Annotated in this window: 22 protein-coding genes; 13 read left to right on the forward strand and 9 right to left on the reverse strand. The window is 63.0% G+C overall.

Going from position 1 to position 24,727, the window contains the following annotated elements:
• Positions 1-89: 89 nt before the first annotated feature.
• Together IEV82_RS10245 and IEV82_RS10250 are read right to left on the reverse strand one after the other, a co-directional pair.
• Complete coding sequence (locus IEV82_RS10245; RefSeq protein WP_188481937.1) at positions 90-239, reverse strand: DUF2256 domain-containing protein; 150 nt, start codon at positions 237-239, stop codon at positions 90-92.
• Positions 239-1,768 (reverse strand): FAD-binding domain-containing protein, encoded by a 1,530-nt coding sequence (locus IEV82_RS10250; RefSeq protein WP_188481938.1) that lies wholly within the window; start codon positions 1,766-1,768, stop codon positions 239-241. Before IEV82_RS10250 ends, IEV82_RS10245 begins: the two co-directional genes overlap by 1 nt.
• 122 nt (positions 1,769-1,890) lie before the next feature.
• On the opposite strand from IEV82_RS10250, the gene pepN reads away from it, so the two are divergent.
• Positions 1,891-4,440 (forward strand): aminopeptidase N, encoded by a 2,550-nt coding sequence (gene pepN, locus IEV82_RS10255; protein WP_188482139.1) that lies wholly within the window; start codon positions 1,891-1,893, stop codon positions 4,438-4,440.
• Between the two features lie 234 nt (positions 4,441-4,674).
• Positions 4,675-5,535: a 1-acyl-sn-glycerol-3-phosphate acyltransferase gene (locus IEV82_RS10260; RefSeq protein ID WP_188481939.1), complete on the forward strand. Its 861-nt coding sequence runs from the start codon at positions 4,675-4,677 to the stop codon at positions 5,533-5,535.
• Between the two features lie 8 nt (positions 5,536-5,543).
• Here IEV82_RS10260 and IEV82_RS10265 read toward each other — a convergent pair whose 3' ends face one another.
• Positions 5,544-6,152 carry a transglycosylase SLT domain-containing protein gene (locus tag IEV82_RS10265; RefSeq protein WP_308420418.1) on the reverse strand — a complete coding sequence of 203 codons (609 nt, stop codon included), beginning with the start codon at positions 6,150-6,152 and terminating at the stop codon, positions 5,544-5,546.
• 352 nt (positions 6,153-6,504) lie between these two features.
• On the opposite strand from IEV82_RS10265, the gene IEV82_RS10270 reads away from it, so the two are divergent.
• The 3 genes from IEV82_RS10270 to IEV82_RS10280 all read left to right on the forward strand — a co-directional run bounded on the left by IEV82_RS10270 (position 6,505) and on the right by IEV82_RS10280 (position 9,814).
• Complete coding sequence (locus tag IEV82_RS10270) at positions 6,505-7,707, forward strand: hypothetical protein (RefSeq protein WP_188481941.1); 1,203 nt, start codon at positions 6,505-6,507, stop codon at positions 7,705-7,707.
• An 84-nt stretch (positions 7,708-7,791) separates the two neighbouring features.
• Complete coding sequence (gene gatB / locus IEV82_RS10275; RefSeq protein WP_188482140.1) at positions 7,792-9,306, forward strand: Asp-tRNA(Asn)/Glu-tRNA(Gln) amidotransferase subunit GatB; 1,515 nt, start codon at positions 7,792-7,794, stop codon at positions 9,304-9,306.
• Between the two features lie 73 nt (positions 9,307-9,379).
• Positions 9,380-9,814, forward strand: coding sequence for a DUF4177 domain-containing protein (locus tag IEV82_RS10280; protein ID WP_188481942.1), 435 nt, complete (start codon positions 9,380-9,382; stop codon positions 9,812-9,814).
• A 71-nt stretch (positions 9,815-9,885) separates the two neighbouring features.
• Here IEV82_RS10280 and IEV82_RS10285 read toward each other — a convergent pair whose 3' ends face one another.
• Positions 9,886-10,143, reverse strand: a complete 258-nt coding sequence (locus IEV82_RS10285; protein ID WP_188481943.1) for a BolA family protein — start codon at positions 10,141-10,143, stop codon at positions 9,886-9,888.
• A 74-nt stretch (positions 10,144-10,217) separates the two neighbouring features.
• Here IEV82_RS10285 and IEV82_RS10290 point away from each other — a divergent pair, with 74 nt between their 5' ends.
• The gene (locus tag IEV82_RS10290; RefSeq protein WP_188481944.1) at positions 10,218-10,850 is read left to right on the forward strand and encodes a J domain-containing protein; all 633 of its coding nucleotides are present in this window, start codon (positions 10,218-10,220) and stop codon (positions 10,848-10,850) included.
• Between the two features lie 159 nt (positions 10,851-11,009).
• On the opposite strand, the gene IEV82_RS10295 is transcribed toward IEV82_RS10290, so the two are convergent.
• On the reverse strand, positions 11,010-12,134 hold the full coding sequence (locus IEV82_RS10295; protein ID WP_188481945.1) for an aminotransferase class V-fold PLP-dependent enzyme: 1,125 nt from the start codon (positions 12,132-12,134) through the stop codon (positions 11,010-11,012).
• Positions 12,135-12,323: 189 nt separating this feature from the next.
• On the opposite strand from IEV82_RS10295, the gene IEV82_RS10300 reads away from it, so the two are divergent.
• The gene (locus tag IEV82_RS10300) at positions 12,324-13,421 is read left to right on the forward strand and encodes a Hint domain-containing protein (RefSeq protein WP_188481946.1); all 1,098 of its coding nucleotides are present in this window, start codon (positions 12,324-12,326) and stop codon (positions 13,419-13,421) included.
• 9 nt (positions 13,422-13,430) lie between these two features.
• Here IEV82_RS10300 and IEV82_RS10305 read toward each other — a convergent pair whose 3' ends face one another.
• Positions 13,431-13,889, reverse strand: coding sequence for an Lrp/AsnC family transcriptional regulator (locus IEV82_RS10305; protein ID WP_188481947.1), 459 nt, complete (start codon positions 13,887-13,889; stop codon positions 13,431-13,433).
• Positions 13,886-14,341, reverse strand: a complete 456-nt coding sequence (locus IEV82_RS10310) for an Lrp/AsnC family transcriptional regulator (RefSeq protein ID WP_188481948.1) — start codon at positions 14,339-14,341, stop codon at positions 13,886-13,888. Before IEV82_RS10310 ends, IEV82_RS10305 begins: the two co-directional genes overlap by 4 nt.
• 131 nt (positions 14,342-14,472) lie before the next feature.
• Here IEV82_RS10310 and ilvC point away from each other — a divergent pair, with 131 nt between their 5' ends.
• On the forward strand, positions 14,473-15,495 hold the full coding sequence (gene ilvC, locus IEV82_RS10315; RefSeq protein ID WP_188481949.1) for a ketol-acid reductoisomerase: 1,023 nt from the start codon (positions 14,473-14,475) through the stop codon (positions 15,493-15,495).
• A 55-nt stretch (positions 15,496-15,550) separates the two neighbouring features.
• Here the strand turns inward: ilvC and IEV82_RS10320 are convergent, their stop codons facing one another.
• Positions 15,551-17,191, reverse strand: coding sequence for a DUF4214 domain-containing protein (locus IEV82_RS10320; protein WP_188481950.1), 1,641 nt, complete (start codon positions 17,189-17,191; stop codon positions 15,551-15,553).
• 323 nt (positions 17,192-17,514) lie between these two features.
• Here IEV82_RS10320 and IEV82_RS10325 point away from each other — a divergent pair, with 323 nt between their 5' ends.
• A complete protein-coding gene (locus IEV82_RS10325; RefSeq protein WP_188481951.1) occupies positions 17,515-18,444 on the forward strand; it encodes a DMT family transporter in 930 nt (309 codons plus the stop codon).
• On the opposite strand, the gene IEV82_RS10330 is transcribed toward IEV82_RS10325, so the two are convergent.
• Positions 18,428-20,149: a serine protease gene (locus IEV82_RS10330; RefSeq protein WP_188481952.1), complete on the reverse strand. Its 1,722-nt coding sequence runs from the start codon at positions 20,147-20,149 to the stop codon at positions 18,428-18,430. The genes IEV82_RS10325 and IEV82_RS10330 overlap by 17 nt on opposite strands.
• A 153-nt stretch (positions 20,150-20,302) precedes the next feature.
• Between IEV82_RS10330 and IEV82_RS10335 the strand changes: the two genes are divergently transcribed.
• From IEV82_RS10335 to glyS, 4 genes are read left to right on the forward strand one after another with little or no spacing between them, the layout of a single operon-like run.
• Positions 20,303-21,232, forward strand: a complete 930-nt coding sequence (locus IEV82_RS10335; protein WP_188481953.1) for a glycine--tRNA ligase subunit alpha — start codon at positions 20,303-20,305, stop codon at positions 21,230-21,232.
• Positions 21,232-21,933 carry an FkbM family methyltransferase gene (locus IEV82_RS10340; protein ID WP_188481954.1) on the forward strand — a complete coding sequence of 234 codons (702 nt, stop codon included), beginning with the start codon at positions 21,232-21,234 and terminating at the stop codon, positions 21,931-21,933. Before IEV82_RS10335 ends, IEV82_RS10340 begins: the two co-directional genes overlap by 1 nt.
• A 3-nt stretch (positions 21,934-21,936) precedes the next feature.
• A complete protein-coding gene (locus tag IEV82_RS10345) occupies positions 21,937-22,464 on the forward strand; it encodes a DUF6446 family protein (protein WP_188481955.1) in 528 nt (175 codons plus the stop codon).
• On the forward strand, positions 22,464-24,710 hold the full coding sequence (glyS, locus tag IEV82_RS10350) for a glycine--tRNA ligase subunit beta (RefSeq protein WP_188481956.1): 2,247 nt from the start codon (positions 22,464-22,466) through the stop codon (positions 24,708-24,710). Before IEV82_RS10345 ends, glyS begins: the two co-directional genes overlap by 1 nt.
• Positions 24,711-24,727 lie beyond the last annotated feature (17 nt).

The following is a 24,727-nucleotide window of genomic DNA, read 5'->3' on the forward strand; positions in this document are numbered from 1 at the left end:
AAAAAAGTTTCCGATCCGCAACAGGTCTGGTCAGGTTTTCTGACCAAAAACGGCGTTTTGATGTATTTGAAACTGCCGGAGCCTGGGGGCTAAGGCTTGGCTTTGGCCCTCCGGCACCGGTCCGAGCAGTATTTCACCTCGTCCCACACCTTTTCCCATTTCTTGCGCCATGTGAACGGCAGCCCGCAACAGGCGCAGGTCTTGGTCGGAAGGTCGGATTTCTTGCGCTGCTTGGGCATCACAGGTCCAGTTTCAATTGTGCATCATCGGGTTTGGCCCGGCGCGTTTTGGGGGTCGGTTTGCGCGGCGCGCGGTCGTTGACGAAATGCCCCGCGCTGTCCTTGCGGCTGGCATGCTTGTGGATCACGCGGCGCGTCTCGGTGCGGTCCACGCTGCGGCGCATGAAAAAGATGCTGTCACGCGCTTGCCGCGCGGCTTCTGCCACGTCGATGATCGGCTCTGGGTAGGTCTTGCCCAACACGCGCCCTGCCCCGTCCCACGTCCACGGCGTTTGCAGATGCCGGTCCGGCACCTCGGCGAGTTCGGGCAGCCATTTCCGCGTGAACGCGGCGGTCGGGTCCTGATCCGCCCCTTGCTTGACGGGGTTGTAGATGCGCGGCGTGTTGATGCCCGTGGTGCCCGATTGCATCTGCATCTGGGACCAGTGGATGCCCGGTTCATAATCGGTGAACATGCGCGCCAGATGCGGCCCGGTGCTGCGCCAGTCGAGCCAGAGATGATAGCTCGCCACGCTGACCACCATGGCCCGCATCCGGAAATTGAGCCAACCGGTGGCACGCAGGGACCGCATGCAGGCATCCAGAAACGGCAGCCCGGTTTCACCGGTTTCCCACGCGTGCAGACGGCTGTGATCCGGCTCCAGCGGGCGCATGCCCTCATAGGCGCGATGCAGGCAGCGGTGTTCGAGGGCCGGTTCATCCTCCAGCTTCTGCATGAAGTGATCGCGCCAGGCGAGCCGTGACTGGAACGACTTGAGGCTCCCGCCCCAGCCATCCCGTGTCCCATCTTTGATCTCGCGCTGCCGGGCTGCTGTCGCCTGCGCCACCTCGCGGATCGTCACGGCGCCCAGCGCCAGATGCGGGCTGAGCCGGGAACAGGCCGTTGCCCCTTCGAGGGGCGAGGACATGGCGTTGCGATAGGTCAAACCGCGTTCGGTCAGGAAGCCTCCGAGCAGCGACAGGGCGTGGGCTCGCCCACCGGTCTGCCTGTCCGGACAGGGATCGGGCGCGCACAGGGTCGGCACCGGGTCCGACGGCAGGGTGCAGGGCGGCAACGCCTTTGGAGCCTCGATCTGCGCCCGCGAGACAAAGGCGTTGCGCTGGCCCGCCCATCCGTCGCGGCCTTGCAAGCGGCGCACGACGCCCGATTGCGGCAGTTCGGTCCAGCGGATGCCCTGCCCCCGCGCCCATGCGCCAACCCGTTTGTCGCGGGCAAAGGTCCAGGCGTTGCCGGTTTCCTCGTGGCTGACCAGATGGTCGAAATGTACCTCTTGGCGCACGTCCTCCAGCACTTGAACCGCGTCGCCGATCCGGATGACCAGATCGCTGTTCAGGCCGCGCAGCGCGGTTTGCAAATCCGTCAGGCTGTCCTGCAAAAATGCAAACTGGCGGGCGGAGGTGTCGGGCAGCGCCCAATAGTCAGGCTCTGCAATATAAAGCGGCACAAGCGTTTCGTCCCGCGCAGCAAGGGCCAGCGCCGGGTGATCGTGAATGCGCAGATCGCGTTTGAACCAGAGAAGCGTCGTCATGCAACCCAAGCTAGGCGCGGCGCGGCGTTTGAACAGGCCGCGACGCGCAACCCGTTTCCCTTCTTCCCAAACCCGGCATAGACATTACCTCAATACCACATGCCAAAGAACCGGAGCCCATGATGAAAGACGCCGCGCCCAAGACGATCTACCTCGAGGATTACACCCCGTTCGGCTATGTTGTGGAAAGCGTGCACCTCACCTTTCACCTGGCCCCGACCGCGACACGGGTGGTGAGCCGGATCGCCTTTGCGCCCAACCCGGACGCGACGGACGGGACATTTTTGCTGCATGGCGAAGACCTGACGCTGATCCGCGCCCGGATCGACGGGGAAGAGATCACGCCGGATCTGACCGAAGACGGCCTGCGCTGCGCCGTGCCCGACACACCTTTCATCTGGGAGGCCGAGGTCGAGATCAGCCCGCAGACCAACACCGCGCTTGAAGGGCTTTACATGTCCAACGGCATGTATTGCACCCAATGCGAGGCGGAAGGGTTCCGCAAGATCACCTATTATCCCGACCGCCCGGACGTGATGAGCATCTTCACCGTACGGATCGAAGGTGAAGAAAAGGTGAAGCTGTCCAATGGCAACCCGGTCGGCAGCGGCGCGGGCTGGGCGGAATGGCACGATCCCTGGCCCAAACCCGCCTACCTCTTTGCGCTTGTGGCAGGGGATCTGGTGAACCACCCCGACCGCTTCACCACCATGTCGGGAAAGGATGTGGACCTGAACATCTGGGTCCGGCCGGGCGATGAGGACAAATGCGCGTTCGGGATGGAAGCGCTCAAGAAATCAATGACTTGGGACGAAGAGGTCTACGGCCGCGAGTACGATCTGAACATCTTCAACATCGTGGCTGTCGACGATTTCAACATGGGCGCGATGGAGAACAAGGGCCTGAACGTGTTCAATTCCTCCTGCGTTCTGGCCTCGCCCGAAACCTCGACCGACAGCAATTTCGAGCGCATTGAGGCGATTATCGCGCATGAGTATTTCCACAACTGGACCGGCAACCGCATCACCTGCCGCGACTGGTTTCAACTCTGTCTGAAGGAGGGTCTGACGGTGTTCCGCGACTCGCAATTCACCGCAGACATGCGGTCGGAACCGGTCAAGCGGATCAGCGATGTGATCGATCTGCGCGCGCGGCAATTTCCCGAGGATCAGGGCCCGCTCAGCCATCCGGTGCGGCCGGAGAGTTTTCAGGAAATTAACAATTTCTACACCGCCACGATCTATGAAAAGGGTGCCGAAGTGATCGGCATGCTGAAAACGCTGGTGGGTGACGATGCTTATTCCCGTGCTCTTGATCTCTATTTTGACCGCCATGACGGTCAGGCCTGCACCATCGAGGATTGGCTTGCCGTGTTCGAGGATGCCACGGGTCGCGACCTTGCGCAGTTCAAGCTGTGGTATTCGCAATCCGGCACCCCGCGCGTCGCCGTGTCCGAGGATTGGACGGACGGGGTCTATACCCTGACCTTCAAACAGCATACGCCGCCGACCCCCGGCCAGGACGTAAAAGACCCCAAGGTCATCCCGATTGCGGTGGGCCTCTTGAACCCCAATGGCGATGAGGTCGTGCCGACGCGGGTTCTGGAGATGACCCAAGCCGAACAAAGCTTTGCCTTCGACGGGCTGGCGAGCAAACCGGTGCCATCCATCCTGCGCGGTTTTTCCGCACCGATCGTTGTGGACCGGGAGGTCAGCCGCGAGGAACGGGCCTTCCTGCTGGCGCATGATACCGACGCGTTCAACCGTTGGGAGGCGAACCGCAACCTTGCCCGCGACTGTCTTGTGGCGATGATCCGCGATGGCGCAGGGCCGGACAATGCCTGGCTCGACGGGCTGGAACGGGTGATCCGCGACGACAGCCTTGATCCGGCATTCCGGGCGCTGATGCTGTCGCTGCCGACGCAATCGGAAATGGCGCAGGTGCTGTTCGACCTGTTCACAGTGCCAGACCCCGACGCGATTTGGCAGGCCAGCGAAGACCTGAGGGGCCACATGGCAGTCGCATGGCAGGGCTTCCTGCCCGACCTGCGCGCAACGGTTGCAGTGGACGCACCCTATGCGCCCGATGCGGACCAGGCGGGCAAGCGGTCACTGGGATCGGCGCTTCTTGCCTTGCAGACCCGCCTGGATGGTGGTGCCGCGGCACAGGCGCAGTACGGTGCGGCGGACAACATGACACTGCAGCTTTCGGCGCTGTCGCAGCTGATCTCGGCGGGCAAAGGCGATGCGGCGGTCAAGGCGTTCGAGGACCAGTGGCATCATGACCGGCTCGTGATGGACAAATGGTTCGGGCTGCAGGTCGGCATGGCGAAACCTGACGTGGCGGTCGACGTGGCCCAGAGGCTGGTGCAGCACCCGGCCTTCGACATGGGCAATCCGAACCGGTTCCGCGCGGTGATGGGCGGGTTCGCGATGAACCATGCCGGGTTCCACCGAAAGGACGGTGAAGGCTACGCGTTCCTGGCAGATTGGCTGATCGCACTGGACGACCGCAATCCGCAGACCACGGCGCGGATGTGTTCGGTGTTCCAGACATGGAAACGCTACGACACCAACCGGCAGGGCCTTATCCGCGCGCAGCTTGAACGGATCAAGGCCAAGCCGAAGCTGAGTCGCGACACGGACGAGATGGTCAGCCGAATCCTCGGCTGATCGCTCCGGTCAAGCGTACACCACCGGAACACCCGACGAGACCCGCCAACCCCCTGCGGTCAGGCGAAAAAAAATCTCTGCATTCCGGGAACCGGCGGTGCCTTGCCAGTGTTAGGGTATAAGTGGCATGACTTCGCGCATGGTATGGTGCCCCGGAATTTTGACTTGCCTCCCGGTGCCGGATGTCTTGCGGTTGTCATGCCATTGTCACGCTGCTCTGGCAGGAGATGCCGCATGAAAGACCGCATAGACCCGCTGATCGAGGACCGCGCGCCTTGGCTGTTCCGCCCGACACTGGCCGCCTCCTTGGCGCGGCCCGCGTTGAACCGTCTTTTGGGCTATGACAAGACGGTCGCCCTTGCCGAAGCACTCCAGGACCTGAACTCTACCGACATCATGGATCGCATGGCCGACCAACTGGCGCGCGACGTGTCGGTGTCGGGGCTGGGTCATGTGCCCAAACACGGTGCAGCGCTGGTTGTCGCCAACCATCCGACCGGGATCGCAGACGGCATCATCCTGCATTCGGCGCTGCGGCAGGTGCGCAAGGACGCGTATTTCTTTGCCAATCACGACATCATGAAGGTTCTGCCGCAGATGGGCGATATGATCGCCCCCGTCGAATGGCGCAAGGAGCGGCGCAGCCACGCCAAGACGCGGGGCACGATGGTGTTCGCCCGCCAAGCGGTCAATGAAGGGCGGTTGGGCGTGATCTTTCCGTCTGGGCGTCTGGCGAAACGACGCGGTGCGCGGTTGCATGAACGGCCCTGGATGGCCTCCGCGGCGATGTTGGCGCGCAAGTTCGAGCTTCCGGTGATCCCGATCCACCTGCAGGCCCGCAATTCTGCGCTGTTCTACCTGTTCGATGCGATCCACCCAACGCTGCGCGACATCACCCTGTTTCACGAGACGCTGAACAAGTACCGCCAGCCTTATGAGATCAGGGTCGGAGAGCCGATCTCGCCAAAGGCGCTGCCCGAGAATTCGGAAGACGGGATCGAGCTGTTGCGCCGGGCCACGCTTGCCCTGGGTGAGGCGCGCAAGCAGGGTGTGTCTTTGCTCGATGCGTCACGGTTCCCGGCGCGGCGCGCCTGACCCCCAGACTATCGCCCGCGGGTCGAGACCACGCCATCCCAAGGCGCACGCACCGGGCGGGCGACGGGGCGCAATGACCGGGAAAGCCCTGCGCAATAGGGCTGTGAGCGGGTCCATTTCATCATGTCTTCCCGCTTGGAACTGCTGTGAAACGGGCCCCAATCGGCCGCGACCCCCCGCATTCCGTATGCCACAACACCGTCGCGCGGCACGGTGACAGCCATGATTCGCAGCGCGCATTGCAGGTTGGCCCCGCCGCTTTTCAAAGCGTCGCTCGAGGTGGCGTTGCAGCCATAGCCGCGGGCCGTGGCGGGCAGAATCTGCAACAGTCCGTACCATTTGCCGCCGCCACCGACAGCGGTCGGGGTATAAGTGCTTTCATGCTTGGCCAGTGTCGACAGCAGCCCGATCCAGAACGCCTCGCGCGCGGCCATGTCATTGGTGACATAGGCCGGGCACCAGTCCGCGATGTCCTTGGGCACGGTGCGGGGCAGCGCGCGTGCATGGCTGCGCAGGGCGGTCAGAGCGGCGCGCGACCAGCGGTCAGCCTCGCTGCGATGGCTCCAGCGCATGTCGGGAAGCGGGGTGTAATTGCGCGCTACCGGTCTGAGCGACACGGACAGCGCGTTGGTTGACGAAACGTCAACAGATGTGGCGGGTGTGGCAGAAACAGCCCCGGCTAAACCAAGCACAAACACCGCCACGCTTATGATCCCCGAGCGTGCCATGTGACGGGCTTTCCCGGTTTTTGTCAAAAAATCAAGGAAAAGCGCAAAATCAGTCAGAATAGGCGGTTTTTCGCGATCCAGCACCGGCGCTTGGCCGGATGTTGCCCAGCCCCTCAGCGCGCCGCGGGAATACCCTGACGAAATCCTTTTGCCGCCCGATTTGCGACACCTTTTTCCGGCACACCCTTGGGGATGAACTGCTCTTCCGGTCCCGCGACCGGACATCGCGAAAGCCACATCCATGACCGTTTTGAACAACCTGACCAGTCTGATCCGCATGGTACGCGGCACGGCGTCGGCCCCCGCCCCCCGCGGGACCGTTCTTAACATCGAAGCGTTGGGCCATGCACCGAAATCCGACCTGCCGATGCTGGTGTCGAGCGAGGAAGAAGACGTACATCACGCGCTCTTCGAGGCCGGTCTCTACATGGCGCGACAGGATGCCTGGGGCACGCTGGGCGAACGGATTCGCAGCGCCGATGCCGCGCGCCGCCTGACCCCCGGCGGTGTGCCCGAGGCCGAGATTCTGGCCGAGGGTGCGCGCGCCGATGCCGTGACTGCCGCGAGTCGCGCAGTCCTGCTGCATGACGAACTGGGCGCGGCGTCGATCATGAACGAGATGCAGCTTGTGCTCGAGGAAACGCCGCAGGATCACGCCGTGGCCTACGTGATCGCAATGGCGCATGTCGATATCGGCTGGGCGTGGCGCGGCGAAGGCTGGCGGCAGGATATTCCCGCTGCCCATCGTGCGGCGTTCTTTCGCCATTTCCGCAGCGCCGCCAGCCTGATCGATCCATATGATGCGTTCGAACTGGACTCGCCCATGCTTGCCTCGGTGCGCTGTGCGCTGCTGGCCGCCGAAACCCAGCCCCGCACCCGCGCCAGCGACGATTACGAAGACCTCATCGATCTTGCGCCCGGCGTGGCCAAGTACATGCGGGCGCTTGGCAACCACATGCTGCCGCGCTGGTTCGGCAGCTACGAACGGCTGGATCACGAGGCCCGCCGCACGATGGAGCGTACGGCGGATGTCTGGGGCAGCGGTGGTTACGCCTGGACCTATTTCGACGCGCTGACCGTCGACGATGAAGCCTTTGCGCTGCTGGATGGCGACCTGTTCTGCCGCGGCCTGCGCGATATCCTCGACCGGCGCAGCGACCAGCACACGGTCAACAGTTTCGCCGCCTATACCGGCACCGCGCTGGAACCCGAGGGCGTCAACCTGCAGGCGCGGGCGCGCATTGCCGATTGCTTCGACTGGATCGTGACCGATCATCTGCGCGAGGTGCATCCGCGCATCTGGTACGCCGCCAAGGGCGTCTGGGCGACCCGGCTCGAAGATCAGGACCGCATTGCCAAGGGCCGTCAGCGCGCCTCTGCGGCGCTGGATCGTCATGCGAGGGGCCTGCCCCCGATCACCGCCCCCCGGTCTTTGGACGCCTGAAGCAAGGGAAACCGGGCACGGCCCCCTTGCCCCCTGCCCCCCTCTGGCGTATTCCACGCGGCGTTCATGCCAAGAGGATTTGCCATGCTGGACCTGAGCTTTGAAGCCCCGAAACCCAAGGTGATTGCCGGCGCCAAGCACGATTGGGAGCTGGTCATCGGCATGGAGGTGCACGCGCAGATCGCATCAAAAGCCAAGCTGTTCTCGGGCGCATCGACCAAGTTCGGGGCCGAGCCGAACTCGAACGTGGCCTTCGTGGATGCGGCGATGCCCGGCATGTTGCCGGTGATCAACGAATTCTGCGTCGAACAGGCGGTGCGCACCGGGTTGGGTCTGAAGGCACAAATCAACCTTGTCAGCGCGTTCGACCGCAAGAACTATTTCTACCCCGACCTGCCGCAGGGCTACCAGATCAGCCAGCTGTATCATCCGATCGTCGGCGAAGGCGAAGTGATCGTGGACATGGAGCCGGGCATCGCGCGGCGCGTGCGGATCGAGCGGATTCACATCGAACAGGACGCGGGCAAGTCGATCCACGACATGGACCCGGCGATGTCGTTTGTGGACCTGAACCGGACAGGCGTGGCGCTGATGGAGATCGTCAGCCGCCCCGACATCCGGGGCCCCGAGGAAGCGGCGGCCTACGTGGTCAAGCTGCGGCAGATCCTGCGGTACCTGGGGACCTGTGATGGAAACATGCAGAACGGCAACCTGCGGGCAGACGTGAACGTGTCGGTCTGCCGCCCGGGCCAGTACGAGAAGTACCAGGAAACGCAGGATTTCTCGCATCTCGGCACGCGCTGCGAGATCAAGAACATGAACTCCATGCGGTTCATCCAGATGGCGATTGATTACGAGGCGAAGCGTCAGATCGGGATTCTGGAAGCGGGTGGATCGATTGATCAGGAAACGCGGCTCTACGATCCGGACAAGAACGAGACCCGGTCGATGCGGTCCAAGGAAGAGGCGCATGATTACCGCTACTTCCCCTGCCCGGACCTGATGCCGCTGGAAATCGAACAGGCTTGGGTCGACGACATCGCGGCCAACCTGCCAGAGCTGCCGGACGAGAAAAAAGCCCGCTTTGTCAAAGAGTTCGGGCTGAGCGAGTACGATGCGGACGTGTTGACCGCCGATACCGCGAACGCAGGCTACTTCGAAGAGGTGGTCGCGGGATGCGGCGATGGCAAGCTGGCGGCCAACTGGGTCATCAACGAGCTGTTCGGGCGGTTGAAGAAAGAAGACCACGACATCGGTGAAAGCCCGGTCTCGCCCGCCCAACTGGCTGGAATCATTGCGCTTATCAAGACGGGTGACATCTCGGGCAAGATCGCGAAAGACCTGTTCGAGATCGTCTATACCGAAGGGGGCGACCCGGCGGACATTGTTGACGCACGCGGCATGAAGCAGGTCACGGATACCGGCGCGATCGAGGCGGCGGTGGACGAGATCATCGCAGCCAACCCGGCGCAGGTGGAAAAAGCCCAGCAAAACCCGAAGCTTGCGGGCTGGTTCGTGGGCCAGGTGATGAAGGCCACGGGCGGCAAGGCGAACCCGGCGGCGGTGAACCAGTTGGTGATGGCGAAGCTGGGGCTGTAAGGTGCGGATGCCGGGCTGAAGCCCGGCCTACGTCTGATACACTGGTGATGGGTCAACAGGTAAGGCGGTGGGGATGTTCGAATACAAGGTGGTTCCGGCCCCGGTGAAGGGGATCAAGGCCAAGGGGCTCAAGACGCCCGAGGCGCGGTTTGCTTTGGGGGTTGAGCAGGCGATCAACGCACTGGCGGCGGAGGGCTGGGAGTACCAACGCTCGGATGTGTTGCCCTCGACCGAACGTGTGGGCCTGACCGGGTCCGAGACGCATTGGCGGACATTGATGGTGTTCCGGCGGGCACTGGCCCCGGAGAGTGCGGATAAGACGCTGGAGGATATGCCGCGCATCGCGCCGCCGCTCCGGGCCGAGCCGGTGTTGACGGCTTCCCCTGCCGTGGCAGCGCCTGCCGTGTCCTCGGCTGTGCCCGAGGGTGACGGTGTGGCGGAGGCCGAGCCCGAGACACGGCAAGAGCCGGTGTTCGAGGAAGGCAACGAAGAGACGCGGCCGGCGTAGACGGTGTGCCGGGTTGAAGCCCGGCCTACGCGTCATGCGTCCCCGTGTTATTGCCGGGTTACAATGCCGGATTAGGTGTCCAGATCCATCGACAGCGCGTGGATGGCCGTGACCAGTTCAGGGCCAAGAGCGGTGTGAACCATGCGGTGCCGCGCAATGCGGGACTGTCCCTCAAACGCGTCAGACCGGATGATCACGTGAAAATGGCTTTCGCCCCCCTCCTGGAACCCGGAATGGCCGCGATGCGCCTCGCTGTCGTCACGAACGGTGAGTTCACGCGGGGCAAGCGCCTCGCGCAGTCGTGTTTCGATCTGTTGTGTTCGGTTCATTTTTTCGCGTCCTGCACCTTACCTCTGTCACGTTTTCGTCTAGAGTGTTGCCTCCGAGTCGGAAAGGGCAGGCTATGAGCAAATCAGATCCATTCGGTTTCGATATGTCGATCAAATCGGCAAAAAAGAAAAATCCCCGGGGCCGACGGGGCATGTCAGGCGCATCCGAAACCTCGGTGCGCATCTGCGACCACGAGGGCTGCGAGGAAGCGGGCAAGTTCCGCGCGCCCAAAGCACCGGACGTTCTGGATGACTATTTCTGGTTCTGCCAGGAGCATGTGCGCGAGTACAACACCCGGTGGAATTTCTTCGACGGCAAGACCGAAGCCGAGATGAACGCACAATCGAGTGCCGACAAGGTGTGGGAACGGCAAACCAAGGATTGGCGCGACCCCGAGGCCAAGGCCTGGGCGCGGCTGGGCATCGAGGACCCGCACCAGGTGCTGGGCGACAATGCGACGCGCAACCCCGGCAAGGCCGGAAGCTCGGCGGGGCATACCAAGCGGCTGCCGCCCACCGAGCGGCGCGCCATCGAGATTCTCGAGGCCAGGGACACGTGGTCCAAGGCGGATGTGCGCAAGTCCTACAAGGCGCTGATCAAGGTGCTGCACCCGGACATGAATGGTGGTGACCGGTCGCAGGAAGAGCAGCTGCAGGAAGTGGTCTGGGCCTGGGACCAGATCAAGGACAGCCGGAATTTCAAGTAGCCGGTGGGTGTCTCCACAAGCCTGTGGCTGCTGGCGGTCCGAGGGCCTGTGGGCGCGACGGGGCTGATGGGGTGCTGGCATATTTGCAAAAAGAAGAAGCCGGGGATGGTGTGCTGTCCCCGGCTTTTACGTTTTCGATGATGTGGAGGTGAGACGTGTTCAGACCACGTCGTCCAGCACACGCGTCAGCCGCGCCAATGTGCCGTCAACATCGTAGAGCTTGTCGAGGCCGAAGAGGCCGAGGCGGAAGGTGCTGAATTCCGGCGGCTCGTCGCATTGCAGGGGCACACCTGCCGCGATCTGCATGCCGCGCGCGGCAAAGGCGCGGCCTGACTGGATCTCGGGATCGCTGGTGTAGCTGACCACGACACCCGGCGCGCCGTAGCCTTCGGCGGCGACAGAGCGGATGCCCTTAGACGCCAGATGCGCGCGCACGGCGTTGCCCAGCGCCCATTGCGCATCTTTCAGGTTGCCAAAGCCATAGTCGCGGGTTTCCAGCATCGTGTCGCGGAACGCGCGCAGGCCGTCCGTGGGCATGGTGGCATGATAGGCATGGCCGCCGTTTTCATAAGCCTGCATGATCTGGTGCCATTTGCCCAGATCGACGGCAAAGCTGTTGGAGGTGGTGTCCTTCATCCGGGCGACGGCACGGTCGGACAGCATCACAAGACCGGCGCAGGGTGTGGCGGACCAGCCCTTTTGCGGCGCGGAGATCAGAACGTCGACGCCGGTGGCCTTCATGTCGACCCAGGCGCAGCCCGAGGCGATGCAGTCGAGTACCAGAAGCGCGCCGACCTCGTGCGCGGCGTCGGCCAGCGCGGTCACGTAGTCATCCGGAAGGATGATCCCGGCACTGGTTTCCACATGCGGCGCAAAGACGATGCCGGGCTTTTCGGCGCGGATGCGGGCGGTGACCGCGTCGATCGGCGCGGGAGCGAAGGGTGCGGTGGGTTCGTTGCCGGTCTGGCGCGCCTTCATCACCACGGTTTCGCCGCCGAACTGGCCGGTGTCAAAAATCTGGGTCCAGCGATACGAGAACCAGCCATTGCGCACGATGAGCGTCTTCGCCCCCTGCCCGAACTGGCGCGCCACCGCCTCCATGCCGTAGCTGCCGCCACCGGGCACCAGCACCACGGCATCGGCCTTGTAGACCTCTTTCAACATGGCCGAGATATCGGTCATCACCGTCTGGAACGTCTTGGACATGTGGTTGAGCGAGCGGTCGGTGAACACGACCGAGAATTCTTCGAGACCCGTTGGGTCAACCGTATCGAGCAAAGCCATTGCAAAGCCTCCGTGAGTTTCGTCTTGGGTAGCCCCGCCACCGGCATTTGGCAAAGACTTGTTGCATGAAAATGGTCGCGGGCCGGGAGCGCAGATTGTTTCCAATTTGCGAACATTTGACCGGACACCCGATAAACTGTAGCCTTGTAACAGTCCAAAGGGGCGAAGATCCCGAAAGGCAGAGCAGTCATGGCAACAACCACGTTGTTGTTGAACGGGTTCAGCGTCGTTGGCGACCCGCAATCAACAAATGCGAACGCCTCCAATGGGGGCGAATACATGTTGCACAGCGCCTCCGCGCTGTTCGAAGACAATGACATCATCGTGTTCATCGCGGAAAACACGACTGCCGACGGCGTGCTGACCAACGCTTCGGTGATCACCTCGGTCATCGTCTACGAGAACGCGTCGGATTATTACAACGACACCCCCAAATATACCTATTCCGGCAGCGCCGATATCAGCATGGGCCGCCGGACAATGGGCGACAGGTATCTTCAGTTCGAGGCTGACGGGCTGACATCAACCGACGCGGGTGCGCCGGTGCTCTCGACCGTGTCGGCCATTGCCGGCGTGGATATTCTTGGCACGCTGGCGGCGCATAATGGGCCGTTGCGGATCGACACGAACGAAGACATCGACGTCAACGGCGACGGGATCATCAGCCCGGGTGAGGAGGGCGATGCCGCGTTTTCCTCGGATGTCGCCAACGGGCTGATCGTGATCTGCTTTGCCGCGGGCACGCTGATCGAGACTCCGGACGGCCCGCGCTTTGTCGAATCGCTGCGGGAAGGCGACGCGGTGACCACGCTGGACAACGGCCCGCAACCGATCCTCTGGATTGGCCATGTGCGGGTGCCGGGTGACGGGGTGAACACGCCCATTCGGATCAGGCGCGGCGCACTGGGCAATATCCGCGATCTCTGGGTGTCGCCCAACCACCGCGTGGTGATGCGCGGCGCAAGGGCTCAGCTGCTGTTCGGCGAGGACGAGGTGCTGGTCGCGGCCAAGCATCTTGTGAACGGCACCACGATCTTTCCCGAACCGAGCCCGGTGGTGGAGTACTGGCATTTTCTGTGCGAGGCACATCAGGTGGTGTTTGCCGAGGGCTGCGCGACCGAAACGCTCTATCCCGGCAGCGTGGCGCTGGACAGCATCGAGGCCGATGCGCAGGACGAGATCATTGGCCTGCTGCAGGAGACCGAGCGCCTGATCCTCGGGTCCGGGATGGCGCGCTACACGCTCAAGCGGCACGAGGCCATCGCCCTTGTGAGCGACGCGGCCTAGGCGAGTGGTTTATCCGATGGGACCGGGCAAGCGTTCTTCGGACAAAAGCACATTGGCGTCGATATTGCCGACCCCGGGCAGCGTCATGATGCGCCGCCGCAGCACCCGTTCGAAATCGGCGATGTCACGGGCGATCACCCGCAAGCGGTAATCATAGAGGCCCAGAACGTGCTCCACGGTCTGCACCTCCGGGATCGCAGTCACGGCGCGTTCGAAATCTTCAAGGCTGACGCGGCCCTTGGTGGCGAGTTTCACACCCAGAAAGACGGTGACGGTGAAGCCCAGCGCCTGCGCGTCCATGTCGAGCCGCTGGCCCCGGAACACCCCTGCCTCCCGCAGACGTTTGAGGCGGCGCCATGCGGCGGGCTGGCTGAGGCCAAGCTGGCGACCCAGCGCACCCGCGCTGATCAGCGCATCGGCGGCCACGGCGCGGATCATCGCGCGGTCTATGTCGTCAAGGTCGATCACAGGGGAAGCGTCTCATCGAATTTCACCCGCGCGACGTGCATCAACGCTTCGATATCGGCGATATGCGGCAGGGTCAGAAGCCGCTCGCGGTAAACCTGCTGGTAATGCGGCATGTCCCGGGCGATCACTGACAGGCGCGCGTCCACCTGCCCCAGGAAGGTCTGCGCCTCGATCACCTCGGGCACGGTGCGGGCTGCGGCGAGGAATTCGTCAAAGGCGCGCGGCTGCGTCTTGTCGAGCGTGATGCGCAACGACACCTCGACGCTGTAGCCCAGTGCGGGCCAGTTGATGACAGTGCGTACCGCGCGGATGATGCCCGCACTGCGCATCTTGTCGATGCGGCGCGCAAGCGTGGTCGGCGTCACCCCTGCCCGGTCAGCCAGATCGGCGGTGGGCAGATCGGGGGCCGCCTGAAACTGACGCAGGATTCGAAGATCGGTGGCATCAAGCATGGATTCTGCGTAACACGCAATTTCTGCGAATGATATCCCCGAGATTGCGCAAAAGCCTGCTCAATTCGCCGCCTATCTGCACGGAAAATCCCTATTGTGCGCTTCAATCGAAACGCAGACGAGGGAAAATCATGCGCGTTTATTACGATCGCGATTGCGACATAAACCTGATCAAGGACATGAAAGTGGCCATCCTGGGCTACGGCAGCCAGGGCCACGCCCACGCGCTGAACCTGCGCGACAGCGGCGCCAAGAACGTCGTCGTGGCACTTCGCGAAGGCTCGCCCTCGGCCAAGAAGGCCGAAGGCGAAGGCCTCAAGGTCATGGGCATCGCCGAAGCGGCGGCCTGGTGCGACCTGATCATGTTCACCATGCCCGATGAACTTCAGGCAGAGACCTACAAGAAATACGTGCACGACAACCTCAAGGACGGCGCAGCCATCGCGTTTGCCCACGGTCTGAACGTGCATTTCGGTCTGATCGAACCCAAGCCCGGCGTTGACGTCATCATGATGGCGCCCAAGGGTCCGGGCCACACGGTGCGCGGCGAATACACCAAGGGCGGCGGTGTGCCCTGCCTCGTGGCGGTGAACAACGACGCATCCGGTCGCGCACTGGAAATCGGCCTGAGCTATTGCTCGGCCATCGGTGGCGGCCGTTCTGGCATCATCGAGACCAATTTCCGCGAAGAGTGCGAAACCGATCTGTTCGGCGAACAGGCGGTTCTCTGTGGCGGTCTGGTCGAGCTGATCCGCATGGGCTTCGAGACTCTGGTGGAAGCCGGTTACGAGCCGGAGATGGCCTATTTCGAATGCCTGCACGAGGTGAAGCTGATCGTGGACCTGATCTACGAAGGCGGCATCGCGAACATGAACTACTCGATCTCGAACACCGCCGAGTACGGCGAATACGTGTCCGGCCCGCGCATCCTGCCCTACGACGAGACCAAGAAGCGCATGAAAGAGGTTCTGACCGACATCCAGACCGGAAAGTTCGTGCGCGACTTCATGATGGAAAACGCCGTGGGTCAGCCGATGTTCAAGGCAACCCGCCGCATCAACGACGAGCACCAGATCGAAGCGACCGGCGAAAAGCTGCGCGGCATGATGCCGTGGATTTCGGCCGGCAAGATGGTCGACAAGTCGAAGAACTGATCCACCCGGTCAGTGCAGAGGCAAAGGGCGGTCCGGTGGGCCGCCCTTTTGCGTGTCAGGCGACAAAGCTCCAGTCACCAGCGGAATTTTCATACAGCGACATCAGGATATCGACCGAGCCTTGGGTGTTTTCGGGGCTGATGGCGATGTCAGCGAGTGCCAGCGCCCTTGTGATGACGCCGTCATCCAGAAGGTCGCGATAAAACGCCAGACCCGGCCCGTCAGGCGCGCGGTCGAGGATGTTCGTATAGACCACGGTCAGGAATTCGGTATTGGACATGCCGTTCACGTCGCCGAAATTCTGCGTGAATTCCGGGCTGCGCATCAGGTCATCAGCGAGGAATTCGTCGCTCAAGGTGTTGGCCTCGGTTACACCGATATAGAAGTTGAGGCCCGGCAGGTCGATTGCCCCGTTGCGATTGAGCGCCGCCTCGTAGAGCAGGGCCACTCGTTCGGCGACGACGAAATCGGATGGATCGCCCGCGCCGTCGAGGGCCGAGCCGTCGGGCAGTGCGATCACCCCGTCGTCAAAGCGCAGGAAATCAAAGCCAAACAGCTTGTCCCGGTCCCCATTTTCGGCAATCACGATGGCATAGCCGCGGCCTCCGATGATGGTGTAGCTGTCGCTGTCGCCGTCATAGCGGGCAAAGTCACTCTCGCCCATGTCGCCATAGGTGGTGGATGCAAACAGCATGTCGCTGCCCGGACCGCCGGTGAGGTTGTCGGTATGCGCCCCGCCCCGCAGGACGTCATTGCCTGCACCGCCGTTCAGCGCATCAGGACCGCCAAGCCCATCGACCGTGTCGTCGCCGTTGCGCAAGAGGATGTAATCCGCACGGCTGGTGCCGAATGCCGCGTCGTCGTCGTCAGTGAGGATCTGTTCATAGAGCCCGGCGACATTGACCGCGTCCAGCGCGAGAAAATCGTTTGACGCGACGGCGATCCGGTACAGGCCATCAAGCACCACGCCGCGGTCGTGAGCCCGCACTTCTTCGGCTTCGCGCGCGGCGGCCGCATTGATTGTGCCCGCGCTCGATCCGATCCCGAGCAATGCACCGGGCAGGAACGTCGTGGTCAGATAGTCGGTGAGGTTGCTTTGGTAGCCGACGCGTGTGCCCGCTTGCCCGTTCTGGACAAAGGGTTCGAGGATAGGCGTGATCTCGCCGGCCATCCGCGCTTCCATCTGCCAGAGCAGGTCGTCACGTCCCAATTCGTCCCACAGCAACGCCGCCGCTTCCTTGATCTGACGGTGCAGGCCTGGCGAGCCGAGTGGACCATCCTGAACGACATCGGCCACCGTCATGCGGGCGATCATGGCGTAGTGAACGGCGCTGAAGGCATAGGCCAGCGAGTCAAGCGACGCGGTAGACATGACTGCACGCACCTGCGAGGTGATTTCGTTCAGGCCCAGCGTGGCTTGCTGGATTGCGGTTTCCCCCAATGCAGCCCGCGCGACAGGGTCTTCTTCGACAGCGTACCGCTCAAGATTGTCCATCGCAGATTGCGACTGGCCCAGCGACTGCGCAATGCTTTGGTTGATCTGCGCATTGGACAGCCCGCGAAGCTCGTCAAGACTGTCCTGTATATCGCGAAGCGCCTGAAGACGCGCGGAGTCATCATCGGGTGACGAGAAAAAAGAGACAATTCCCAGGACGTTCGCGAACGTCCCGACGGCAGAAACGATGGGCAAAGGCATATCACGACACTTTCACTCACGAACCGAAAAAAAGGTACGACAGAGCGATTGCTTCGCCTAGTGAAAAGCGTCGGGCGCCGCTAAAGCGCCCGGTTTACAGGTCGTTCTTGAGCTGTAAAACGCACCATGCCAGCAGCGCGAGCAGAATGACGATTGGCAGAATGAAAAATGCGTCCATTTGGTCCTCCCGAAAGACGGTTCCGTATCCAAGGTATCACGTTGCTGACCGGCCAGCACAGGGCTACAGAGCACCTTGAACGTCGACCGGATGCAACCACCTGAGCGGCATTTGGCGCAAATTTCCATCTGGATGCCTCATTTTTATGCATACTCAACCCGAGATCACCCCGGCCAACTGGGGCATGGTGGGGACGCTTGGTCTTGTCTGGGGCGCAACCTTTCTGTTCATCGAACTGGCGCTGACGGGCATCACGCCGTTCTGGCTGGCGGCGGGGCGGATCGGCTTTGCCTGCCTGCTGACCTGCGCGGTCTGGCAGGTGCGCGGCGGGCGGGTGTTTCTGACCGACCAAACAGCCTGGGGCGCGCTGATGCTGTCGGGGCTGTTCAATTCGGCCATCCCCTTCATGCTGCTGAGCTGGGGGCAACAGACCGTCACTTCGGGTTTTGCGGGTGTGTCGATGGCGTCGGTGGCGCTGATCGTGCTGGTGCTGGCGCATCTTTTCGTGCCCGGAGAGCGGATCACCCTGCGGCGGATGATCGGGCTGATGATCGGCTTTGTCGGGGTCACGATCCTGCTGGGTGGGCAGGTCTTTGCCTCGAGCGGGGATCCGATGGAGCCGTTCGGGCGGATGGCCTGCGTGGGGGCTGCGGCCTGCTATGCCAGCAGTTCGGTGCTGGTGCGCAACCTGCCGCCGATCGATCCGTTCGGGCTGGCGGCGCTGACGCTGGTCTTCGGCTCGGCGCTGGTGCTGCCGACGGCCTTTGTCGCAGAGGGGCCGCCGCCCCTGCCCGCGCCGGACATCCTGTTCCTGATCGCGATCCTTGGCCTGATCCCGACCGCCGGGGCCAACCTGCTGCGCATCCTCGTGATCCGCAGCGCGGGGCCGGTGTTCCTGTCGCTGGTGAACTACCAGGTGCCGATGTGGTCGGTGATCCTTGGCATCGTGATCCTGAACGAGCCGTTCAAGCCGGTGCTTCTGCTGGCGATGTCCCTGATCCTGTGCGGCATGTTCGTCAGCCAGTGGGGCGCGCTGATGCGGCTGTTCGGGCGCGGCGTCACTCCCAGCAGCTGACCAGCACCGTCATGGCGGTTGCCTTTTGCGTGAGGTCGACCGGATCGAGCCGTGCCAGCCCGGTTGTCAGCTGCGGCGACACGCCAGCCTGCGACAGCACCTTCTGCACCGATGCGCTGTTGGTGGCGAAGTTCACGTCGTCGGGCAATTGCCGCCCTTCGGCGTCATGCGGGATCAACATGCCGATCACCGCGCCGCCATCGTCCAGAACCGGACCGCCTGCGTCCCCGTCCAGCGTGCTGATGGCAAGGCGCGACAGGCTGTCTTCGCCGTTCAGACCGCGCAGGTCGGACAGGCGGCCAAAGGTCATCGTCGCAGAAGGCAGCACGCCGCCAAAAGAGAAACCGGCAACCGCGATTTCCGATTGCAGGCGCGGCGCGCCATCGCGAAACTGTGCCACGTCGTTCGGGGCCAGCGGCTGTGTCGCGCGCAGCACGGCGATGCCCAGAGCCGGATCGGTCGCCATGATTTCGGCGTCATAATCGCTGTTGAGCGTGATGCGCCCGCATGATGCAACGGCGCTGTCGGTGGTGACCACCCGGCCCTGCCTGTCGACAAAGAAGCCCGACGCCGTGAGCTTGGGCTTGCGGATGCTCAGCCCCGCCACAAGGTCCACGCTCTGGCTGTCCTCGGCGATCACTGCAGGGTCAAGCACGCCGGGAATGGGGGCAAAGCTGGATTGCATCGCAGCCAGAATGCGGGTGCGGCGCTCTTCGTCGCCTGCGGGCCAGATCAGGGTGAAGCCCTTGATCGCGCCGCCATCAAGCCGGGCCTCGGTGTGGGAGACGATGCTGGCGTTCTGCCCGGTGAGGGTAAAGCTGTCGCTGTCCCGGTCGCGCGGGCCATCCAGCGGCACGATGTCGAGCGTCTGCATGATCTCGTAAAGCCCGGCCAGGCGGTCGCGGTCACCCGGCTGGCTGATCAGCAGCACGCGCGCGCCCTCGACAGTGCCGGTCGGGTCGAAATGCGCAAACGGGCTGTCATAGCGATCAAAGGCGACGGCCCCCAGCGGCAGGTCGATGGAGATACCGGCGCGGGTGTCACGGACGGTCTGGATATCCATACCATCAAGCACGGCATTGTACTGGCGGAACAGGTCGGCCCGCTGTGCGGTGGTCAGGATGCCGGTGGTCTCGTAGCCGTTTGCGGCTTGCCAATCGGCCATTGCGCGGCGCGTGCCCTGACCAAAGGCACCGTCGATCCCGGCGGCGTAGACCCCTGCCCAGCGCAGCGCGATCTGCAGCGCCTCGCGTTCCTGCCGGGTCAGCAGCGCCTCGGACGCGCGGGCCTCGCGCGGGGTCTCGTCGGTGACCGGCGGTTCGGGTTCGGGTGCCGCTTCAATCTGGGGGGCGGTGACCGGCGGGAGCGTGGCAGGACCCGCGCCAATGGGCCAGATGCGCTGGCCATAGCGGCCCGGCTCTTCGAGATAGCTGTCGCTCGGGATCAGGCGTTGTGCAAGCAGGCTGCGCAGCACGTCGTTCGCCTCGTTCCGGGGATAGGGGCCGAGCGCGATGCCGTACCAGCCCCGCCCCAGGTCAAAACCGTTCACATCGGGAAGGATCGATGCGTAGTCGCGCAGGCGGTCTTCGGCAACGGACAGGCTGGGCTGCGCCTCGATCTGGACATAGACACTTTCCTGCGCCGACGCGCCCTGTCCCCAGAGCATCAGGATCGCCACAACCGAAATCAAGAAATTGCGCAACATTCTTCTGTCACCTGCCCGAAAAACCCGTTTCAAAATCCTGCTCTACCAAGATTGCGCCGTCACTGGAACGCGAAAATTAGAACCTCGCACGCAATTGACCCCCGTGCCCCATGGCCCTAATCAGACGCGAGTGCAAACCGGGGTGACATCGCCATGGATCAGACCATCACAAAGCCGCGCAGTTTTCAGGAGATCATCCTGCGCCTGCAGTCCTATTGGGCCGGCCAGGGCTGTGCCGTGATGCAGCCTTACGACATGGAAGTGGGTGCAGGCACGTTCCACCCGGCCACGACGCTGCGGTCGCTGGGATCGCGCCCCTGGGCAGCCGCCTATGTGCAACCGTCGCGCCGCCCGACCGATGGGCGCTACGGCGAGAACCCCAACCGCCTGCAGCATTATTACCAGTACCAGGTGCTGATAAAACCGTCTCCGCCCGATCTGCAGGAGCTGTATCTTGGATCGCTGCGCGCCATCGGCATCGACATGACGCTGCATGACATCCGTTTTGTCGAGGACGACTGGGAAAGCCCGACGCTGGGCGCTTGGGGGCTGGGCTGGGAAGTCTGGTGCGACGGGATGGAAGTGTCGCAATTCACGTATTTTCAACAGGTTGGCGGCCATGATTGCCACCCCGTGTCGGGCGAGCTGACCTACGGGCTGGAACGTCTGGCGATGTATGTGCTGGGCGTCGATCACGTGATGGACATGCCCTACAACGATCCGGATGCGCCGATCGCGCTGAAATACGGCGATGTGTTCCGCCAGACCGAGCAGGAATATTCCCGCTGGAATTTCGACGTGGCCGACACGGACGTGCTCTTGCGCCATTTCGAAGAGGCCGAGACCGAATGCGCGCGCATTCTCGATCAAGCCGAGGACGATCCGAAGACCGGCAAGCGCATCATCATGGCGCATCCGGCCTATGACCAATGCATCAAGGCCAGCCACATCTTCAACCTGCTCGACGCGCGCGGCGTGATCTCGGTCACCGAACGGCAAAGCTATATCGGACGGGTCCGCGCGCTGGCAAAACGCTGCGCCGATGCGTTTGTGATGACCGAAGCCGGGGGCTATGCCGCCTGATGGCACAAGCCAACCGAAATACGCCACTGCGGCGGGCCAAATACGGCCTGATGCAGCATCTTCCGGGGGCGCTTGGACTGAAATATCGCCGCAAGCTGCGCAAGCTGTATGCGCCCGCGGCTGAGGCGGAGTTTCGGGCGGCCTTGACCGGGGCAAGCGGCGGGATCTGCATCGACCTCGGGGCCAATCTGGGTCAGCACACGCGCACGATGGCGGCGCATGCGGCCAAGGTCTATGCGTTCGAGCCCGACCCCTGGACAGCGGCAGAGCTGCGCACCCGCGTCGCCGACCTGCCCAATGTCGAGGTGATCGAAGCTGCCGCTGGCACCGAGGACGGCACCTTCCCGCTTTATCGCACCGCAAGTTTCGACGCCGACCCGGTCGAGCAATCGCAATCCTCGTCGCTCATGGCGCAGAAGCGCAACATCGACACATCCAGCGCGGTCGACGTGCGGGTGATCGACTTTCCCTCCTTCCTGCAGGGGCTGGACGCAGAGATCGCGGTGATCAAGATGGATATCGAGGGGGCCGAAGTGCCGCTGCTCGAGGCGCTTTTTGACCATCCGGTAAAGAACCGGATCGGCCACCTCTTTGTCGAAACCCACGAAAGCCGCATTCCCGACCTTCTGGCGCGCACCGATGCGCTGCGGGACCGCGCGGCACAGATGACGCAGCCTCGCGTCAACATGGATTGGAAATAACCGATGACCGGAAAGATCCTGATCGTCGTCCTTCTCGTCAGCGCGCTGTTTGCGGGTGTGGCGATGTATTACCTGCAGGTTTACGCCTATTACGAAACGGTTACGCCGACCGGCACGGATGACGTGCAGCTGACCACTCTGGACGGCAGAAGGGAAACGATCCTTTACGAGGATTTTCAAGCCATTGACGCCGAAAGCTCACCCATCAGGTTCAGAGCGTGTTTCACCACCCAGACGCCGTTGTCGACGCTGACATCGACCTATGAGCAGTATCTTGGCGCGGTGCCGCGCAACGCGCCGGGCTGGTTCAACTGCTTTGATGCCGAGACCATCGGCGACGACATCCGCGCGGGCCGCGCGGAGGTGTTCACCAGCGAGCGCAACCGCGAATTCGGAATCGACCGCGTGGTCGCCATCACGCAGGACGGGCGCGGCTATATCTGGCACGAAATCAACGAATGCGGCGACAAGGCCTATGATGGCAGCCCGCTGGGCGACGACTGCCCGGACCGCGAAATTGGAGGCAATTGATGCCCGACCTTCTGATCGAGCTTTTTTCCGAGGAAATCCCCGCGCGGATGCAGGCCAAGGCTGCTGACGACTTGAAGTCGCGCGTGACCAATGGCCTGGTCGAGGCCGGTCTGACCTATGGCGGGGCCGCCGCCCATGCCACGCCGCGCCGTCTGGCGCTGCGGGTCGACGGGCTGACCGACCGGTCGCCGGACGTGAAGGAAGAGCGCAAGGGACCGCGCGTCGATGCGCCGGAACAGGCGATCGAGGGCTTTCTGCGTGGGGCCGGTCTGACCCGCGATGACCTTGTGGAGCGCGATGAAAAGAAGGGCCGCGTGTTCTATGCGGTGCTCGACAAGCCGGGGCGTCCGGCTGCCGCGATCGTGGCCGAGGTGCTTGAAGACACGATCCGCAATTTCCCCTGGCCCAAGTCGATGCGCTGGGGTGCGGGCAGTCTGCGCTGGGTGCGTCCTCTGCACCGCATCCTGTGCGTGCTGACGCGCGAGGACGGCTCCGAAATCGTGCCGCTGGACGTCGACGGGATCGTGTCTGGGCGCACCACGGAGGGCCATCGCTTCATGGCGCCCGGCGCGTTCGACGTGACCGGATTTGACGATTACGAGGCCAAGCTGAAGCGCGCGCATGTCGTGCTGGACGCGGGCGAACGGGCCGAGGCGATCTGGCAGGACGCGACCAATCAGGCGTTTGCCAGCGGGCTGGAGGTGGTCGAGGACACGGGGCTGCTGGCCGAAGTGGCCGGACTGGTCGAATGGCCCGTTGTGCTGATGGGAGAGATCGGGACAGAGTTTCTCGACCTGCCGCCAGAGGTGCTCCAGACCTCGATGAAAGAGCATCAGAAGTTCTTCTCGGTACGCAATCCCAAGACGGGGCGAATCGAACGGTTCATCACCGTGGCGAACCGGGAAACCGCAGACCATGGCGCGACGATCCTTGCGGGCAACCAGAAGGTACTTTCGGCACGGCTGTCGGATGCCAAGTTCTTTTGGGAAAACGATCTGCGCGTCGCCAAGAGTGACGGCATGACCGCATGGACGGACAGCCTGTCCAACGTGACCTTCCACAACAAGCTGGGATCGCAGCGCGACCGGATCGAGCGCATCGCGGCACTGGCGCGGGAACTGGCCCCGGTGGTGGGGGCTGACGCGGATCTGGCGGCGCAGGCTGCAACCGTGGCCAAGGCCGATCTGGCATCGGAAATGGTCTATGAATTCCCCGAGCTTCAGGGGCTTATGGGGCGCTATTACAGCGATGCCTCAGGTTTGCCCGCCGAGGTTGGTGTCGCGTGCCAGGAGCATTATTCCCCGCTTGGCCCGTCGGACGACGTGCCTTCTGCACCCGTTTCGGTGACCGTGGCGCTGGCCGACAAGATCGACACGCTGACCGGGTTCTGGGCGATTGACGAGAAACCCACAGGGTCGAAAGACCCGTTTGCGCTGCGTCGTGCGGCGCTTGGGGTGATCCGGTTGGTGTTGGAGAATGGGCTGAAAGTTGCGTTGTTTCCCCACATTAAAGAGGCGATGCTGTCTTCAATTATAGCGGTCCTGCGGGCGCGTGAAGAAGCGGCTTCAAAGGAATTGCAAGATCAAAAAGCCAAGGTTTCAGATGCACTTTCAGTCGGCCTGAAACTAGACGTAAGCACACTAAACCTGCCTGATCGCGTATCGCTTTTGGGCAGTATCACACGCGATGAAGTCAGAGCATCACTGATCGACAACGAGTCACCAAATGTTCTCGGGTTCCTGCATGACCGCCTCAAGGTCTACCTCCGCGACCAAGGCGTGCGCCATGACGTGATCGACGCCTGCATCGCAATGCCCGGCAATGACGATCTGGCACTGTTGGTCAAGCGCGCCAAGGCGTTGCAGGCGGTGCTTGAGACCGAGGATGGCGGGAACCTTGTGCAGGGGTTCAAGCGGGCCAACAACATCCTGACCCAAGCCGAGGACAAGGACGGGGTGGAATATTCGTTCGGCGCAGATCCGAAATTCGCGGAAGACCCGACGGAAAAGGCCCTGTTCGACGCGCTGGCCAAGGCCGAAGCCAAAATCGCCCCGGCGATGCAGGATCAGGATTTCGCAACTGCGATGGCCACGATGGCCGATCTGCGGGGGCCGGTGGATGCGTTCTTCGAGGCAGTGCAGGTCAACGCGGAAAGCGAAGTTCTGCGGCGCAACCGGCTCAACCTGCTCAGCACGATCCGCAGCACATGCCTGCAAGTGGCGGACCTGACGCGCATCGAAGGGTAACGCCTGCGCTGTAACGC

The organism is Marivita lacus (assembly GCF_014637725.1).
In the GTDB taxonomy this organism is placed as follows: Bacteria; Pseudomonadota; Alphaproteobacteria; order Rhodobacterales; family Rhodobacteraceae; genus Marivita; species Marivita lacus.

What these genes read in the sequence shown, in the direction of transcription:
- IEV82_RS10280 (WP_188481942.1), top strand. Translation starts at nt 9,380, where the DNA reads ATGTTCGAATACAAGGTGGTTCCGGCCCCGGTGAAGGGGATCAAGGCC.
- IEV82_RS10270 (WP_188481941.1), top strand. Translation starts at nt 6,505, where the DNA reads ATGACCGTTTTGAACAACCTGACCAGTCTGATCCGCATGGTACGCGGC.
- ilvC (WP_188481949.1), top strand. Translation starts at nt 14,473, where the DNA reads ATGCGCGTTTATTACGATCGCGATTGCGACATAAACCTGATCAAGGAC.
- IEV82_RS10325 (WP_188481951.1), top strand. Translation starts at nt 17,515, where the DNA reads ATGCATACTCAACCCGAGATCACCCCGGCCAACTGGGGCATGGTGGGG.
- IEV82_RS10285 (WP_188481943.1), bottom strand. Translation starts at nt 10,143, where the DNA reads ATGAACCGAACACAACAGATCGAAACACGACTGCGCGAGGCGCTTGCC.
- IEV82_RS10330 (WP_188481952.1), bottom strand. Translation starts at nt 20,149, where the DNA reads ATGTTGCGCAATTTCTTGATTTCGGTTGTGGCGATCCTGATGCTCTGG.
- IEV82_RS10310 (WP_188481948.1), bottom strand. Translation starts at nt 14,341, where the DNA reads ATGCTTGATGCCACCGATCTTCGAATCCTGCGTCAGTTTCAGGCGGCC.
- IEV82_RS10250 (WP_188481938.1), bottom strand. Translation starts at nt 1,768, where the DNA reads ATGACGACGCTTCTCTGGTTCAAACGCGATCTGCGCATTCACGATCAC.
- pepN (WP_188482139.1), top strand. Translation starts at nt 1,891, where the DNA reads ATGAAAGACGCCGCGCCCAAGACGATCTACCTCGAGGATTACACCCCG.
- IEV82_RS10340 (WP_188481954.1), top strand. Translation starts at nt 21,232, where the DNA reads ATGGCACAAGCCAACCGAAATACGCCACTGCGGCGGGCCAAATACGGC.
- IEV82_RS10290 (WP_188481944.1), top strand. Translation starts at nt 10,218, where the DNA reads ATGAGCAAATCAGATCCATTCGGTTTCGATATGTCGATCAAATCGGCA.
- IEV82_RS10335 (WP_188481953.1), top strand. Translation starts at nt 20,303, where the DNA reads ATGGATCAGACCATCACAAAGCCGCGCAGTTTTCAGGAGATCATCCTG.
- gatB (WP_188482140.1), top strand. Translation starts at nt 7,792, where the DNA reads ATGCTGGACCTGAGCTTTGAAGCCCCGAAACCCAAGGTGATTGCCGGC.
- IEV82_RS10260 (WP_188481939.1), top strand. Translation starts at nt 4,675, where the DNA reads ATGAAAGACCGCATAGACCCGCTGATCGAGGACCGCGCGCCTTGGCTG.
- IEV82_RS10295 (WP_188481945.1), bottom strand. Translation starts at nt 12,134, where the DNA reads ATGGCTTTGCTCGATACGGTTGACCCAACGGGTCTCGAAGAATTCTCG.
- IEV82_RS10245 (WP_188481937.1), bottom strand. Translation starts at nt 239, where the DNA reads ATGCCCAAGCAGCGCAAGAAATCCGACCTTCCGACCAAGACCTGCGCC.
- IEV82_RS10300 (WP_188481946.1), top strand. Translation starts at nt 12,324, where the DNA reads ATGGCAACAACCACGTTGTTGTTGAACGGGTTCAGCGTCGTTGGCGAC.
- IEV82_RS10345 (WP_188481955.1), top strand. Translation starts at nt 21,937, where the DNA reads ATGACCGGAAAGATCCTGATCGTCGTCCTTCTCGTCAGCGCGCTGTTT.
- glyS (WP_188481956.1), top strand. Translation starts at nt 22,464, where the DNA reads ATGCCCGACCTTCTGATCGAGCTTTTTTCCGAGGAAATCCCCGCGCGG.
- IEV82_RS10320 (WP_188481950.1), bottom strand. Translation starts at nt 17,191, where the DNA reads ATGCCTTTGCCCATCGTTTCTGCCGTCGGGACGTTCGCGAACGTCCTG.